At 64.0% G+C, this 15,421-nt stretch carries 12 protein-coding genes; 9 read left to right on the forward strand and 3 right to left on the reverse strand.

The window, feature by feature from the left end; translation table 11 throughout:
* Positions 1-30: 30 nt before the first annotated feature.
* From KQH60_RS10670 to KQH60_RS10680, 3 genes are all read right to left on the reverse strand, one after another.
* Positions 31-1,920: an ATP-binding protein gene (locus KQH60_RS10670; RefSeq protein WP_237576418.1), complete on the reverse strand. Its 1,890-nt coding sequence runs from the start codon at positions 1,918-1,920 to the stop codon at positions 31-33.
* A 61-nt stretch (positions 1,921-1,981) separates the two neighbouring features.
* On the reverse strand, positions 1,982-3,265 hold the full coding sequence (locus KQH60_RS10675; protein ID WP_237576439.1) for a dicarboxylate/amino acid:cation symporter: 1,284 nt from the start codon (positions 3,263-3,265) through the stop codon (positions 1,982-1,984).
* Between the two features lie 524 nt (positions 3,266-3,789).
* Positions 3,790-4,407 (reverse strand): hypothetical protein, encoded by a 618-nt coding sequence (locus tag KQH60_RS10680; protein WP_237576419.1) that lies wholly within the window; start codon positions 4,405-4,407, stop codon positions 3,790-3,792.
* A 67-nt stretch (positions 4,408-4,474) separates the two neighbouring features.
* Here KQH60_RS10680 and KQH60_RS10685 point away from each other — a divergent pair, with 67 nt between their 5' ends.
* The 9 genes from KQH60_RS10685 to dxs form a co-directional block, all read left to right on the forward strand.
* Complete coding sequence (locus tag KQH60_RS10685; RefSeq protein ID WP_237576420.1) at positions 4,475-6,250, forward strand: cation:proton antiporter; 1,776 nt, start codon at positions 4,475-4,477, stop codon at positions 6,248-6,250.
* A gap of 209 nt (positions 6,251-6,459) precedes the next feature.
* Positions 6,460-7,155, forward strand: coding sequence for a CDP-alcohol phosphatidyltransferase family protein (locus KQH60_RS10690; RefSeq protein ID WP_237576421.1), 696 nt, complete (start codon positions 6,460-6,462; stop codon positions 7,153-7,155).
* A gap of 71 nt (positions 7,156-7,226) precedes the next feature.
* A complete protein-coding gene (locus KQH60_RS10695) occupies positions 7,227-7,946 on the forward strand; it encodes a 2OG-Fe(II) oxygenase (RefSeq protein WP_237576440.1) in 720 nt (239 codons plus the stop codon).
* Positions 7,943-8,968 (forward strand): lysylphosphatidylglycerol synthase domain-containing protein, encoded by a 1,026-nt coding sequence (locus tag KQH60_RS10700; protein ID WP_237576423.1) that lies wholly within the window; start codon positions 7,943-7,945, stop codon positions 8,966-8,968. The genes KQH60_RS10695 and KQH60_RS10700 overlap by 4 nt, the downstream gene beginning before the upstream one ends.
* Positions 8,969-9,054: 86 nt before the next feature.
* The gene (locus KQH60_RS10705) at positions 9,055-9,849 is read left to right on the forward strand and encodes a phosphocholine cytidylyltransferase family protein (RefSeq protein WP_237576424.1); all 795 of its coding nucleotides are present in this window, start codon (positions 9,055-9,057) and stop codon (positions 9,847-9,849) included.
* 4 nt (positions 9,850-9,853) lie between these two features.
* A complete protein-coding gene (gene aepX / locus KQH60_RS10710) occupies positions 9,854-11,548 on the forward strand; it encodes a phosphoenolpyruvate mutase (protein ID WP_237576425.1) in 1,695 nt (564 codons plus the stop codon).
* Positions 11,541-12,710 carry a phosphonopyruvate decarboxylase gene (gene aepY, locus KQH60_RS10715; RefSeq protein WP_237576426.1) on the forward strand — a complete coding sequence of 390 codons (1,170 nt, stop codon included), beginning with the start codon at positions 11,541-11,543 and terminating at the stop codon, positions 12,708-12,710. The genes aepX and aepY overlap by 8 nt, the downstream gene beginning before the upstream one ends.
* Positions 12,710-13,789, forward strand: a complete 1,080-nt coding sequence (locus KQH60_RS10720) for a 2-aminoethylphosphonate aminotransferase (protein WP_237576427.1) — start codon at positions 12,710-12,712, stop codon at positions 13,787-13,789. Before aepY ends, KQH60_RS10720 begins: the two co-directional genes overlap by 1 nt.
* 118 nt (positions 13,790-13,907) lie before the next feature.
* Positions 13,908-15,421 (forward strand): 1-deoxy-D-xylulose-5-phosphate synthase (gene dxs, locus KQH60_RS10725; RefSeq protein ID WP_237576428.1); only part of this gene is annotated, 1,514 nt, incomplete at its 3' end.

The following is a 15,421-nucleotide window of genomic DNA, read 5'->3' on the forward strand; positions in this document are numbered from 1 at the left end:
TGCGGTGTCAATGGCGTGGGCGATGCGGGGTCATGCCGGCGTGTCCTGGCCCGAGCGCGCATACGCACGTGGCAGCGTCATCACGAAGCATGCGCCGCGCGCCGGCGCATCGCGATCATCGTCGCGCGCGGTGGCCACGCTCAGCGTGCCGCCCGCGTCGCGCACGATCGATGCGGCGATCGCCAGCCCGAGCCCCAACCCTTGCCCCATTTCCTTGGTGGTGACGAACGGCTCGAACAGCCGGGGTAGCACGTCGGCGGCGATGCCGGAACCGTTGTCGATGACGACGATCGCCACGACGTCGGGGCGCGTGTCAACTTCAATGATAATGCGCGCCGCCGGGTGGCTGACGAGCGCATCGGCTGCGTTGTCGATCAGGTTGATCAGCGCCTGCTCGACTCGCAGGTCATCACACCGCACAGCGGGCGACGTATCCAGCGCATTTAAATCGAACGGCGCACGCTTGCCATCGGCGTGTACACTCACGACACGCACGTCGATGCCGGCAAGCTTGTTGCGCAACATCGCCAATGCATTGTGCAGCGCCTGCGCGACGACGGCGTGCGCATCGCGCGGGCGCCGCTTGCTGACGAACAGTTTCAACTGGTTCGTGATGCGCCCCATTCTGTCGATCAGCGTCGCGATGGCCTGCAGGTTCTCGCGTGCCGCATCCAGCGCGTTACGCTCGATCAGCACCCGTGTGTTATCCGAGAACGTGCGCAGCGCGGCGAGTGGCTGGTTCAATTCATGGGTAATGCCAGCGGCCATTTGCCCGAGCGCGGCCAGCTTACTGGCCTGCACGAGTTCGTCTTGCGCGGCGCGCAGTTCCGCTTCGGCGCGCGTGCGCTCGCCGACTTCGCGCGTGAGTTGCTCGTTGGCCGCCGACAGGTCCGCGGTGCGCTCCGCGACGCGCTGGTTCAGCTCCGCATAGGCGTTCTGCAGCATCCGGCGACCGTACTCCATTTCGCGCAGCTTGGCCCTTCGCAGCTGCCAGTAGAAGCCCAGCAGCGCGGCAATTAGCAGCGCCAAGCCGGTCGCCACCGTCATCGCGCGCGCCCGTGCATCGACATCGTCCAGCGGCGACAGTACTGACAACCGCCAGCCAAGCTCGCTCAGCGGCTGTTCGGTTTGCAGATACAGCGCTGCCAGCGGGCCCGAGCCGAACTGTACCAGCGCCGCCCCCGCCGCGCGCGTGCGCACCCTGGTCAGCGGCAATGGCGTCAACGGCTCGTCGCCGTACTGTACGGTGTCACGAATCCATGCCGATGCCCGGCTCGACAACGGGCGCGTCGTATGGTACTTCCACGATGGGATCGACGACAGGATGACGATACCGTTGGCATCGGTGACGAACAGCGGCTCAGACCGATCTTGCGGCGGGAACCAGCTCAGATCGATCTTGATCACCACGACGCCGACTTGGGTCCCGTTGTGTGAGACCGGCTGGGAAATGTAGTAGCCGGCCTGATGCGAGCGCGTGCCGATCCCGAAAAAGTGGTCCTCGCGTCCCGCGGTCGCGGCGACGAAGTACGGCCGGAAATTGTAGCGCGTCCCGACGAAACTGCCGGGTTCGCGCCAGTTGCTGGCGGCGACGCACAGACCGTCGCCGGTGATTAGGTAGGCTTGTGATGCCTTCGAGCGTTGTGTGATTTCCTCCAGGTAGCGATTCGCGCGGACGACCGCGTCACCGTTCGGCTGCCGTGGCGCATCCTGCACTAGCGGATGCGTGGAGAGCAGGTACGGCAGCGGCTCGTAGCGGTCCAGCGCGGCTTGCAGCGTGGCGCTCGTGCGCGCCGCGCGCGTGGCGGATGCCTCGCGCAAGCGGTCGATCGCATGGGTGCGCGTGATCGACCAGGCCGCGGCGCAGCTTGCGATGACGAGCGCAGCGAGCACCAGCAATACGACGGTACGGCGTAGCACGGCGAGAGGTCAGGATAGCGGCGGATGGATGCAGCATTGTGGCACAACGCCGTGCGGGCGCCTATGCGGTCGCTTCCGCTTTGATGCTTGCCGACTGGCGCATCACACGCTGGAGCTTGTCGCGATCGAGCTCGTGCTCCCACGCGGACACGACGACCGTTGCCACGCCGTTGCCGACGAGGTTGGTCAGCGCACGACACTCGCTCATGAAGCGGTCAATGCCGAGAATCAGCACCATGCCGGCGAGCGGAATCGTTGGCACGACCGCCAGCGTCGCGGCGAGCGTGATGAATCCGGCGCCGGTGACGCCGCTCGCGCCCTTGGACGTGAGCATCGCGACGGCCAGCAGCGTGAGCTGCTGACCCCATGTCAGGTCGGTGTGGGTTGCCTGTGCAATGAACAGAACGGCCATCGTCATATAAATGTTTGTGCCGTCGAGATTGAACGAGTAACCGGTCGGCACGACCAGTCCGACGACCGAGCGCGAGCACCCGAGCTTTTCGAGCTTTTCCATCAGGTGCGGCAGCGCCGCCTCGGATGAACTGGTGCCGAGCACGATCAGCAACTCCTCCTTGATGTAACCGAGAAAACGCACGATGCTGAAGCCAACGGCACGTGCAATCGTGCCGAGCACAACCAGCACGAACAGCAGCGACGTCAGATAAAACGTGCCCATCAGCTTGAGCAGCGGCAGCAGCGAGCCGACCCCGTACTTGCCGATCGTAAACGCCATGGCGCCGAACGCGCCGAGCGGCGCGACCTTCGTGATCAGGTGCACCATGCCAAAGAACACCTGCGAGACGCTGCCGATGAATGCAGACACTTTGGCGCCGCGCTCGCCCAGATGGGCCAGCACGCTGCCGAACAAGATCGCGATCAGCAGAATCTGAAGGATGTCGCCTTGCGCGAAGGCGCTAAAGAAGGTGTCGGGGATCAGGTGTATCAGGAAATCGACTGTCGTCTGGCCATGCGCCTTTTGCGCATATATCGCCACTGCCTTGCTGTCGAGCGTGGCCGGATCGACGTCCAAGCCGACACCGGGCTTTAGGATATGCGTGGCGGCTAGGCCGATCAGCAGGGCGAACGTCGAGACGACCTCGAAGTACAGCAACGCCTTGCCGCCGACGCGGCCCACCTTCTTCATGTCCTGCATGCCTGCGATGCCGGACACCACGGTGCAGAAGATGATCGGTCCGATCACCATCTTGATCAACTTGATGAACGCGTCACCTAACGGTTTCATCTGTATCGCTAATTGTGGATAGTAATGGCCCAACAGGATGCCCAGTGCGATGGCGAATAACACCTGGACGTAAAGGACCTTGTAGAGGGGTTTTTTCACGATAGATACCCTTATCGTTTGTGACAAAAATCGCAGGCTCAGACAAGTTCGTCACGGGCCTGCGCGGATAACGCATTGCGTGCGCTGCGCAGGTTCAGCGTGAACGGGAACGACGGACGGGCATACGATGTCTCCTGGTGTAGTTGTGTCCTGGTTCGGCGGCCGTGGGCACTCTATGTGCAAGGCCGATGCCAGACTAGTCCGATTGTTATAAGTATTTGACGGATAAGGATTATAAGGGCGCGATGAAATACTGTGTTTTCCGGATTTCCGGAAAATTTAGACGGGAAAGTCTGGATATCCAGATGCATGGGCAGGATTCTGCTGGCTTGAATAAAGGAAGGCTAGAGCGCGACTGTTGGCGCTGATCCTGCATTGAAGCGCTGAATTCGCGCCCGCAATTCATGTGAAATGAAGCAGCCTCTTTCATACGAAATGAAGCAGCATCTCGCCGGATCGGCGTGGGTCCGTATCGCGCGTGGGGATGCATTGGCGAGCAGCAGGTGGCGTATCGTCGCGGCAATGCGCTACTTCGCGGATAGTGCGGCCAGCAGGTTCATCACCATATTCGGCGTAAAGGTGAACGGCACCCAGCCATAGCCGGTATGGCGGAACACGACCAGTTTTGAGCCATTGTTGTGTGATTGCGTGGCGATCGCCGGGTCCTGTGTTGCCGCGAAGCGCCAGCCCGGCGGCAGTGTGGCGGGCGGCTCAGGCGTCATCGAGGCACGCGCGATCGCTAACTCCTCGATGATCGCCGAGATATCGGCGGGCCCGAGCGTAACGGAGTGCTCGCCGAGTGTCACGACGATTTCATTTTGCGACGGACGGTTGAAGTGCAAACGAGGCGGTGTTGGATCATTGGCCGTTCTTGCTGCCGGGTTAGGCAGGGCCGAAGCCTCCGAAGTTGCTGAGGCCTCTGAAGCCTCCGAAGTCGCCGAAGTCGCCGAAGTCGCTAGCCCGGCGCTGGCGAGGCGGTCAATCAGCCGTTGCACTGCGTCAATCTGTTCGTGAAGCTCCATACTTCTGCCCTGATTGAAATGGGATGGCAATTTTACTCGACGTGCCGGGCACGGTAACCGGCGAGCCCGTGGAGCGTCATGTTTGTGCGTAATTTCAGCCATTTCTAGCACGTCGATCGTCATGAAGGCGCTAAGCTCCCGTATCATTAAGGCTTTTGTAAGCTTATCCCCGGATTTTTGAAGGAGTCGCATGCCTCACGACATCAGCCTCATCACCCTGATCGCAACCGGGCTCGGGCTCGCGATGGTCCTCGGCTACGCCGCGTCGTGGTTTAAGATGCCGCCGCTCGTTGGCTACCTGGTGGCCGGCGTGCTGTGCGGACCCGCGACGCCGGGTTTTGTCGGCGACGTGGCGCTTGCCGGCCAGCTTGCCGAGATCGGTGTGATGTTGCTGATGTTCGGCGTCGGCCTGCATTTTTCGCTCGACGATTTGTTGGCTGTCAAGCGCATTGCCGTGCCCGGCGCGATCGTCCAGATCGCGGTGGCGACGGCGCTTGGCATGGGCACGGCGATGTGGTGGGGCTGGCCGGTCGGCGTGTCGCTCGTTTTCGGGCTGGCGCTGTCGGTGGCCAGCACGGTCGTGTTGCTGCGCGCGCTGGAGGCGCGCGGCCAGCTTGATTCGGCCAACGGCCGTATCGCGGTCGGTTGGCTGGTCGTCGAGGACCTGGTCATGGTGCTCGTGCTGGTATTGCTGCCCCCATTGGCTGGCCTGCTCGGTGGCTCACCGGACGGCAACCATGGCGCGGGATTGACCGAGGCGCGCGCCGCCGTGCCGCAGCCCAGCCTGTGGGCAACGGTCGGCGTGACGTTCGCGAAGGTCGCCGCTTTCATCGCATTGATGCTGGTGGTCGGCCGCCGGGTGTTCCCGCGCCTCTTGTTCCTGGTGGCCCGCACCGGTTCGCGCGAGCTGTTCACGCTGTGCGTGATCGTCGCCGCGGTGGGCGTGGCGTACGGCTCGGCACGCCTGTTCGACGTATCGTTCGCGTTGGGCGCATTCTTCGCCGGCATGATGATGCGCGAGTCCGAGTTCAGCCATCGCGCGGCGGACGAAACGCTGCCGTTGCGCGACGCGTTCTCGGTGCTGTTCTTCGTGTCGGTCGGCATGCTGTTCGATCCCCATGTGCTGATCAACGCGCCGTTACACGTGCTCGGCGTGGTCGCGATCATCATGGTGGGCAAGACCGTGGCGGCGGTGGCGCTGGTGCTCGCCTTCCGCTATCCGCTGAACAGCGCGTTGACCGTCGGCGCGAGCCTTGCGCAAATCGGCGAGTTCTCGTTCATCCTGGCCGGACTGGGGATGTCGGTCGGCTTGTTGCCGAAAGAGGGGCAGGACTTGATTTTGGCCGGTTCGTTGATCTCCATCGCGTTGAACTCGCTCGTGTTCGCCGCGATCGAGCCGGCGCAGGCATGGATCCGTAACCGTTCCAGCCTGGCACGACGAATGGAATGCCGCGAAGATCCGCTCGCCGCGCTGCCGATGACGGTGCCGCAGGCGCACCTGACCGGCCAGGTCGTGATCGTCGGCTATGGCCGGGTCGGTCGCCGTGTCGCGCAGACGCTGGCCGCGCATCGGATCCCGTATGTGGTGGCCGAGCAGCATCGTGATATCGTCGAGAAGCTGCGTGCCGAGCAGGTGCCCGCCGTGTGCGGCGATGCGTCCGATCCAATGGTGCTGGTACAAGCGCACGTCGCACGCGCCGGGATGCTGGTGGTGACGTTGCCGGACACATTCGATGTTCGCAAGATCGTCGACACCGCCCGCACGCTGAATCCGTCTATCGAAGCGGTGTTGTGCACCGACAACGACGACGAGGCCGCGCTGCTCGAATCGGAGCGAGTCGGCGTCGTGTTTGTTGGGGATAGCGAGTTGGCGCGCGGCATGACCGCGCACGTGCTGTCGCGGATGACGAGCGCCGCGACTAGGGGGGACGTCGATGCGAGCGGCGCGTCGGGTCACCTGCAATGACCGCCACATCGGGTTTGGCCGGATGTCAAGTGGTGGGGCGAAGCATGACAATATTGGCCGAATATGGGTAAAAGTTATCAACAATTTCTGTGGATAAACCTGTGGTGAACCCAGCCGAAACCCAGTCAATCTGGGGTTCCTCTCGGCATCGCCGTGTTGCGTACGTGTCCTGAACTGCAATAGGCGCATAGAAGGGATATATTTCCGGGATGGAAAAAGAACAGAACAGGGCATTCGGGACGTCATCCGACATGCCACCGCCGCCTCGGCAATGGGACGCGCGACTCGCTCGCCGGCTCGTGATGCCACTGAAGGACACCTCGGTCACGCCGAACCACTTGACGACGCTGCGCCTGTTAATCGGCCTGGCTGGCGCGGCGGCGCTGGCTGCCGGCGGTTATGGCTGGGCCAACGTCGGCGCGTTATTGGTCGTGTTGTCCAATTTCGTCGACCATACGGACGGTGAATTGGCCCGCATTAGCGGCCAATCGAGTCGCCTGGGCCATTTCTACGACCTCGCGGCGGACGCGCTGGTCACGATCGGCCTGTTCGTTGGCATCGGGTTGGGTATCCCCGCCGATGCGCATTCATCGCTGCCGGCGGCGTCCACGTGGCTCGGCTGGGTGGCTGGCTTAGCCGTGGCGTTGATTTTCTTCCTGCGTATGCGTATCGAGCAGCGCGCAGGCAAGCCCGGCACGCGCCAGGCGTTTTGGGCCGGCTTCGAAACCGAAGACATGCTTTACCTGCTGCCGCTGGTCACGTTGCTGGATGGCGTAACGCCGTTTCTGTTGGCGGCGGCAATCGGCGCGCCGCTGTTCGCGGTGTGGGTCGCGATTGACTACCGCCGCACGATGCGGCGGAGCACGGGGGCGCCCGCGGCGACCCATTGCGGCACGGCTCCATGAACAACATGGCCGGGCTGGCCTGCGACGGTGCGGGCGTTGGATATCAGTGCAGCACGATAGTGGACGCGGCAATGCACGAGCGCATCGCGACGTTCGATACCAAGCTGCTGCGCGACACGTTTAGCGAGCAGGGCGCGTTCCTGTTTCTCGACACATTCCTGGCGCCGGACATGACCGCCCGGCTCGTGGACGCGGTGCGTCGGGTCGATGGCGAAGTGAACCGCAACTACCTGCCTGGACACAAGCAAGGCGGTAGTGTCAGCAGGCATGCGATCGACCGGCTTGCACCGGTGATCGCCGAATTGTATCGTTCGCCGGCGTTGATCCGCTGGCTGGAGGCCCTGTGCGGGGAGCGCCTGATGGCCTGTCCCGACACCGATCCTCACGCATACGCACTCTATTTCTATACCAAGCCCGGTGATCATATCGGCTGGCACTACGATACGTCGTACTACAATGGCCGGCGATATACGCTGCTGCTGGGCGTGGTTGACGAATCGTCGTGCAAGCTGGAATACCGGCTGCACACGCGCGAACCGGGCATGCCCGTCGTTGAGGCGGCAGTGCGGTTGTCGCCTGGCGGGCTGGTATTTTTCGATGGAGACAAGCTGCATCATCGGATCACGCCGCTGGGCGCGAACGAGCGGCGCGTATCGTTGACATTCGAGTACGTAACCGATCCGAGCATGGGACGGTTCCAGCGGTTTGTATCGAACATGAAGGACGCGATCGCCTACTTCGGTTTCCGGCAAGTATTCCGGCAGCGGGCTGGCAAGCGAACGCGCGCATGACACGTGCAGCGTTGATTTCGTTGACGATCGGCGCGTCGCTGTTCGTCGGGCTGCTGGCATGGCAGGGTATCGCGCCGTTGGCGGCCGCGTTGTCGGCCGCCGGCTCCGGCTTGCTGCTCGTGGCCGCATTCCATGGTCTGCCGATGGGGGTTGACGCGGCGGCGATCCGTGTGCTGGCGAGTGAGCGTTGTGGTGTGCTGGCGGGTGAACGCGGCAGCGTGACGATCGGTGACGCGTTGTTGACGCGCTGGGCAGGCGAATCGGTCAACAGCCTGCTGCCGGCCGGCCAGATCGGCGGGCCGTTGCTGATGGTGCGGCATCTGGCGCAGCGTCGATTGTCGCTGCCGGAATCGGCGGCGGTGATGACTGTCAGCACGACGTGGCAAACGATCGCGCAAGTCGTGTTCGCGTTGCTGGGCCTGGCGGTGTTCGCGGCTGATGCGGCGCATGGTGCACTCGGCGCTCTGCGCACGCCGTTGCTGGCCGCGAGCGCGGGCTTTGCGCTGCTGCTGTACGGTTTTTACAGGGCGCAACGGCGGCGCTTGTTCGGGCGGCTCTCACGCGTGATGTCCAAGTTGTCAGCGGGGCGCGACTGGTCAGCGCTCTTTGAGCGCGCCGATGCGGTGGATGCGCACGTGGCTGCGCTGTATCGGCAGCCGCGCGCGGTGGCAGCGAGCTTCGCATTGAGCCTGTTCGGCTGGATCATTGGCACCGGGGAAGTCTGGCTGATCCTGGAGTTGATTGGACATCCGGTCGGTTGGGTTGACGCACTATTGCTCGAGAGCATCGGGCAAGCCATCCGCGGCGCGGCGTTCATGATCCCGGGCTCGCTCGGCGTGCAGGAGGGCGGGTACCTGCTGCTTGCGCCGCTGGTCGGCTTGCCGCCGGACGCGGCCCTCGCGCTGTCGCTGGCCAAGCGCGCCCGCGAGATCCTGCTGGGTGTGCCGGGCTTAGTGTACCTGCATTTTTCCGAGCGTGGCTGGCAACGCCGCCGTGCTGCGCGAATGCCGGCGGCTGACTAGCGCGCCGGGTGGCGCAACGCGTCGATTTGGGCGCCTCGCCCGAATCTGCGAATCAACAGTCGTCAACGAATCACACAGGAGCATCAGTGCGCGCCATTATTCTTGCTGCGGGCCGAGGCCTGCGCTTAGTCCAGCCCGAGAACAAGCAGTCGCCCAAATGCCTGCTGCGCTTCGACGGCATGACGCTGCTCGAGCGCCATTTGCAGTTGCTCAGGGCGGCCGGTGTCGACGAAATCGTATTGGCCCTGGGCTTTCATCACGAGATGATCGAGGCCGAGTTGCTGCGCCTGGGTTGGGCGCCACCACCACGCATCGTGCTCAATTCGGATTACGAATTGGGCAGCGTGTTGACGGTGCACACAGTATCCGACGCGTTGTGCGCAGGTGGGGATGTGTTGCTGATGGATGCCGATGTACTGTACGACGAGCGTATCATGGCGCCGCTGGTGGCCGGCGAGCAAGCGAATCGGTTGCTGATCGATCGTCATGTCGAGCCGGACGACGAACCCGTCAAGCTGTGCTTGCGCGACGGTGTGCCCGTCGAGTTGCGCAAGCAGGTCGCGGCCGATCTACGGTACGACACGATGGGCGAGTCGGTCGGGTTCTTCCGCCTGACCGAGGGTGCCGCACGGCGTCTGGCGCAAATCGCCGCCGACTATGTCAGCAACGGCCGCGCGAACCTGCCACACGAGGAAGCGCTGCGGGACCTGCTACTCGAGCGCAGCCATGTCTTCGAAGCGGCCGACGTGACCGGTGCGCCATGGATCGAAATTGATTTTGCCGCGGACGTCGAGCGCGCGCGAACGCAGGTGCTGCCCTTGCTGCAGCCGGTGGTCGTTGCGGGCACGAGGTCGCGCCGCGTTGAGACAGGAGCTTGTTGAACTTATGAACGCCCCCGATACCTTTGTCGCGCGCGCGCAAAGCCGTGCGGCCCGGCTGCGCCGCCTGCTAACCTCCGATAAGCTGGAATTCATGATGGAGGCGCACAACGGGCTGTCCGCACGGATCGTGCGCGAAGCGGGCTTTGACGCTATCTGGGCGTCGGGCCTGGCGATCTCGGCGCAATACGGCGTGCGCGACAACAATGAGGCGAGCTGGACACAGGTGGTCGATACGCTGGAATTCATGGTCGACGCGAGCGACCTGCCGATCCTGCTCGATGGCGATACCGGCTACGGCAATTTCAACAACGTCCGGCGGCTGGTTAAAAAGCTGGAACAGCGCGGCGTGGCGGGCGTGTGCATCGAGGACAAGCAATTCCCGAAGACCAACAGCTTCATCGGCGGCGAACGGCAGCCGCTGGCGGACGTCGATGAGTTCTGCGGCAAGATCAAGGCCGGCAAGGATTCCCAGGAGGACCCGGATTTTTCGATCGTCGCGCGGGTTGAGGCGTTGATCGCCGGTTGGGGCATGGACGAGGCGCTGCGCCGCGCCGAGGCATATCACGCGGCCGGGGCCGATGCGATTCTGATCCACAGCAAGCTGGCGCGGGCCGACGAAATTGTGGCATTTGCACGCGAATGGGCCCATCGCGCCCCGCTGGTGATCGTGCCGACGAAGTACTACAGCACGCCCACGCAGGTCTTTCGCAACGCGGGTATCAGCGTAGTGATCTGGGCGAATCACTTGATACGCGCGGCCACGTCGGCGATGCAGGCGGTCGCCAAGGAAATTCACGACAGCGAGACGCTGGTCGGCGTCGAGGACCGGATCGCGTCGGTCAATGAGATTTTCCGCTTGCAAGGCGCGGACGAATATTCGGCCGCCGAGCAGGTCTATCTGGCCGCGCGCGCGCCGCGCACGGCGCTTGTGCTGGCTGCGAGCCGGGGGCGCGGGCTGGAGGCGGTCACCGCGCAGCGGCCTAAGGTGATGTTGCCGATCGCAGGCAAGCCGTTGTTGCGCTGGCTCGTCGATGGCTTCAAGAAGCAGGGCGTGAACGATATCACGGTCGTGGGCGGCTACTGTGCCGATGCGATTGACACGGCGGGCATCCGGCTGGTGATCAACGAGCGGCACGAGACGACCGGCGAGCTGGCGTCGCTCGCGTGTGCGACGCAGGCGTTTGAGCACGATACCGTTATCGCGTATGGCGATCTACTGTTTCGCAGCTATATCCTGCACGACCTGGTGGAAAGTGACGCGCACTTTTGCGTGGTTGTCGATTCGTCGCAGACGCAGCCGACCAACCGGAGCGTGCGCGATTTCGCGTACTGCTCCAGTGACGACGACCGGGGCCTGTTCGGGCAGAAGGTCGTGCTGCGGCGCGTGAGCAGCGAGGCAGCCGCGCCGGATGGCACGGCGCCGCATGGGCGTTGGATCGGCCTGCTGGGCGTGCGTGGCGAAGGACGCGACAAACTTCGGCGTATTTTTGCGACGCTGCGCGAGCGCGGCGATTTCGATTCGCTAGACATGCCGGCGCTGCTCAATGCGCTGGTCGACGCCGGCGAGCAGATCGAAGTGCACTATGTGCACGGACACTGGCGTGGCGTCAATGACCTGGACGATTTCCGCCGGGCGGCGGATTTCGCCCATACGCAGGTACCGATCGCGCAGGCGAGCGCCGGAGGCGGCAATGATTGAGGCGGCGCAGTTCGTTGATGCAGCGCGCGAACGCGGATTCGACTGGTACGCGGGCGTGCCGTGCTCGTTCTTGACGCCTTTCATCAACTACGTGTTGCAGGCGCCGTCGCTGCATTACTTAAGCGCGGCAAACGAGGGTGATGCGGTTGCGCTGATGGCAGGCGCGACGCTGGCCGGCCGGCGCGGTGTCACGATGATGCAGAACTCCGGGCTCGGCAATGCCGTCAGTCCACTGACCTCGCTGACCTGGACGTTCCGGCTGCCGCAGTTGTTAATCATCACCTGGCGTGGCCAGCCGGGCGTAGCCGACGAGCCGCAGCACGCGTTGATGGGGCCGATCACCCCGGCAATGCTCCAAACAATGGAGATTGCATGGGAGGCCTTTCCAACCGACGCAGACGGTGTGGGTGCGACGCTAGATCGGGCGATCGCGCATATGGACGCCACCGGTCGGCCCTATGCGCTGGTGATGCACAAGGGGAGCGTGGCGCCCTATCCGCTGCGCGACGCCACTGCCCGTGCACGGCGCGCGGCGGTGCCGATCGAATCGATGCTACGCGGCGTGACGTGTGACGGATTGCCGTCGCGCAGCGACGTACTGCGCGGAGTGATCGACGCAACACCGGTGCAGGGCAGCGTGGTATTGGCGTCTACCGGTTTTTGTGGTCGCGAATTGTATGCGCTGCACGACCGGCCAAACCAGTTATACATGGTTGGCTCGATGGGTTGTGTGATGACGATGGCGCTCGGACTTGCGCTGGCGCGCCCTGACCTGCGCGTGGTGGCGCTCGATGGCGATGGTGCTGCGTTGATGCGCATGGGCGGGTTGGCGACGCTGGGCGCCTATGGGGCGTCCAACCTCGTGCATATCGTGCTGGACAACGGCGTGCACGATTCAACAGGTGGCCAGGCGAGCGTATCACCTGGCATATCGTTCGCGGGCGTGGCTGCGGCGTGCGGGTACGGGCTCGTGGTTGACGGGGATGATCTCGGTGTACTGCGGCGGGTTTTTAACGCCGAGCCGCTCGGCGACGGTCCGCGTTTCGCGTGTATCAAAATACGGCCAGGCACGCCAGAGGACCTGCCACGGCCGTGCGTGACGCCGGAGCAAGTGAAGGAGCGCTTGATGAACCACATCGCACATTGTGCGGGAGGCCGCTGATGCTGTTACTGAACCCGGGGCCGGTCACGCTGACGGAGCGCGTGCGACAAAGCTTGCTGCAGCCCGACCTGTGCCATCGCGAGCCCGAATTCTACGATTTGCAGCAAGAGGCGCGCGAACGGTTGGTGGACGTCTACGCGCTCGACCCCGCCAAATGGCAAGCGGTCCTGATGACTGCATCCGGCACGGGCGCGGTGGAGAGCATGGTCGCCACGCTGGTGCCCGAGCATGGCCGCCTGTTGGTGGTCGAGAATGGTGTGTATGGCGAGCGGATCACGCACATCGCACGTCACTATCGGATTGACCACGAGGTAGCTACGCATCGATGGATCGACGCACCCGATGTCCACGCGTTGGCGGCGCGGCTGGATGACGCGGCACGCGCGCAACGGCCGTTCACCCACGTGGCGCTGGTGCACCATGAGACGACCACGGGCCGCTTGAACGAGCTCGGCGGCGTGCTCGACGCGTGCCGCGCACGCGGCGTCGGCGTGCTGCTGGATGGTGTTAGCAGCTTCGGCGCAGAGGCCATCGACTTTGCCAATCCTGCCCTCGTCGCGGTGGCGGCGACAGCGAACAAATGCTTGCATGGGGTGCCGGGGGCGTCATTCGTCATGGTGCGTCGCGCGGCGCTGGCCGATGCGGCAAGTCGGGCGTTTTACCTGGACCTTGGGCGGCTGGCGCGCTTGCAGGGCGAGCGCAATACGCCGTTTACGCCGTCGGTGCACGCCTATTACGCGCTGGTCGAGGCACTGCGCGAGCTTGAGGACGAGGGCGGCTGGCGCGAGCGTCATGCGCGTTATCGCAAGCTGGCCGAGCAAGTGCGCGACGGCTTGGCGCGACTGGGCGTGAATAGCGTGCTGTCGCCGCAGGAATCGTCGGTTGTGCTGCGCGCGTACCGCTTGCCGCCGAAGATTGACTACGCCCAATTGCACGATGCATTGAAGCTGCATGGATTCGTCATCTATGCGGGGCAGGGCGGCTTGGCGGCCGAGTTGTTCCGCATCTCGACGATGGGCAATCTGACGGCGCACGACATGGACCGGCTGCTGCGTGCGTTCGGGCAGTTGCTAGCGTGAGGCGGCGCGCATTGTCTCGGCCCAGGCGCGGCGGCGGCACAGCCCGGCTCTGGTGCGGCGGCACAAAAGTATCGACCCAGCAGGCCGGCACAGACCGGCGTTAATACGGATAACTACGATGACCAAACTACTTCCCACGATCGACCATCCCGCCCAGCTGCGTTCGCTGTCGCGCGCGGATTTGAAGGCATTGGCCCACGAACTCAGGGCCTTCGTGCTCGACAGCGTGTCGCGCACTGGCGGTCACTTGTCGTCCAATCTCGGCACTGTCGAGTTGACGATCGCACTGCACTATGTGTTCGACACGCCGAAGGACCGGATCGTTTGGGACGTCGGCCACCAGACCTATCCGCACAAGATCCTGACCGGGCGGCGGGACCAGATGAACATGCTGCGCCAGTGGAACGGCATATCGGGCTTCCCTCGCCGCTCAGAGTCGGAGTTCGATGCGTTCGGTACCGCACATTCGAGCACGTCGATTTCGGCGGCGCTGGGCATGGCGGTGGCAAGCCAGCTCAAGGGTGAGCATCGTCATGCGATCGCGGTGATCGGCGACGGGGCGATGACCGCCGGCGAGGCGTTCGAGGCGCTGAACAACGCCGGCGTGTGTGAGGACACCCCGTTGCTGGTGATCCTGAACGACAACGATATGTCGATTTCACCGCCGGTTGGCGCACTGAACCGGTATCTGGTCAAGCTGATGTCCGGACGCTTCTACGCGAGTGCGAAAGAGGGGATGCGCAAGATCCTGCCGCCGCCGATGCTGGAGTTCGCGCACAAGCTCGAGGAGCATGCGAAGGGCATGGTGGTGCCCGCGACGCTGTTCGAGGAATTCGGCTTCAACTACATCGGCCCGATCGATGGGCATGACCTCGATTCGCTGATCCCGACGCTGCAGAACATCCGCGGCTTGCGTGGTCCACAGTTCCTGCACGTGGTGACGAAGAAGGGCCAGGGCTATAAGCTCGCCGAGGCCGATCCGGTGCTGTACCACGGTCCGGGCAAGTTCAATCCGGCCGAAGGCATCAAGCCGGTTGCGTCGTCGAAGAAAACGTACACGCAGGTCTTTGGTGAATGGCTGTGCGATGCGGCGGAACTGGACCCGCGGGTGGTGGGCATCACGCCGGCGATGCGCGAGGGCTCGGGGCTGGTCGAGTTCGAGCAGCGTTTCCCGCAACGCTATTTTGACGTGGGCATTGCCGAGCAGCACGCGGTGACCTTCGCCGGCGGGTTGGCGGCCGAAGGGTTGAAGCCGGTGGTGGCGATCTACTCGACGTTCCTGCAACGCGGCTACGACCAGTTGATCCACGACGTAGCGCTACAGAACCTGCCGGTGGTGTTCGCGCTGGACCGCGCGGGGTTGGTGGGGGCGGACGGGGCCACGCATGCGGGCGCCTACGACATGGCGTACCTGCGCTGCATCCCGAACATGGTGGTGATGGCGCCGGCCGACGAGAACGAGTGTCGGCAAATGCTGCACACGGGATTGCAGATCGACGGGCCAAGTGCGGTGCGCTATCCGCGGGGCACGGGGCCGGGGGTGGCCACGCAGAAGCGGCTGAGCGGGGTGCCGGTGGGCAAGGGGGAGATCCGGCGGCAGTCGCATGCGCCGGCCGGCCATCGGGTGGCGAT

The organism is Mycetohabitans sp. B8, assembly GCF_021991875.1.
Lineage (GTDB): Bacteria > Pseudomonadota > Gammaproteobacteria > Burkholderiales > Burkholderiaceae > Mycetohabitans.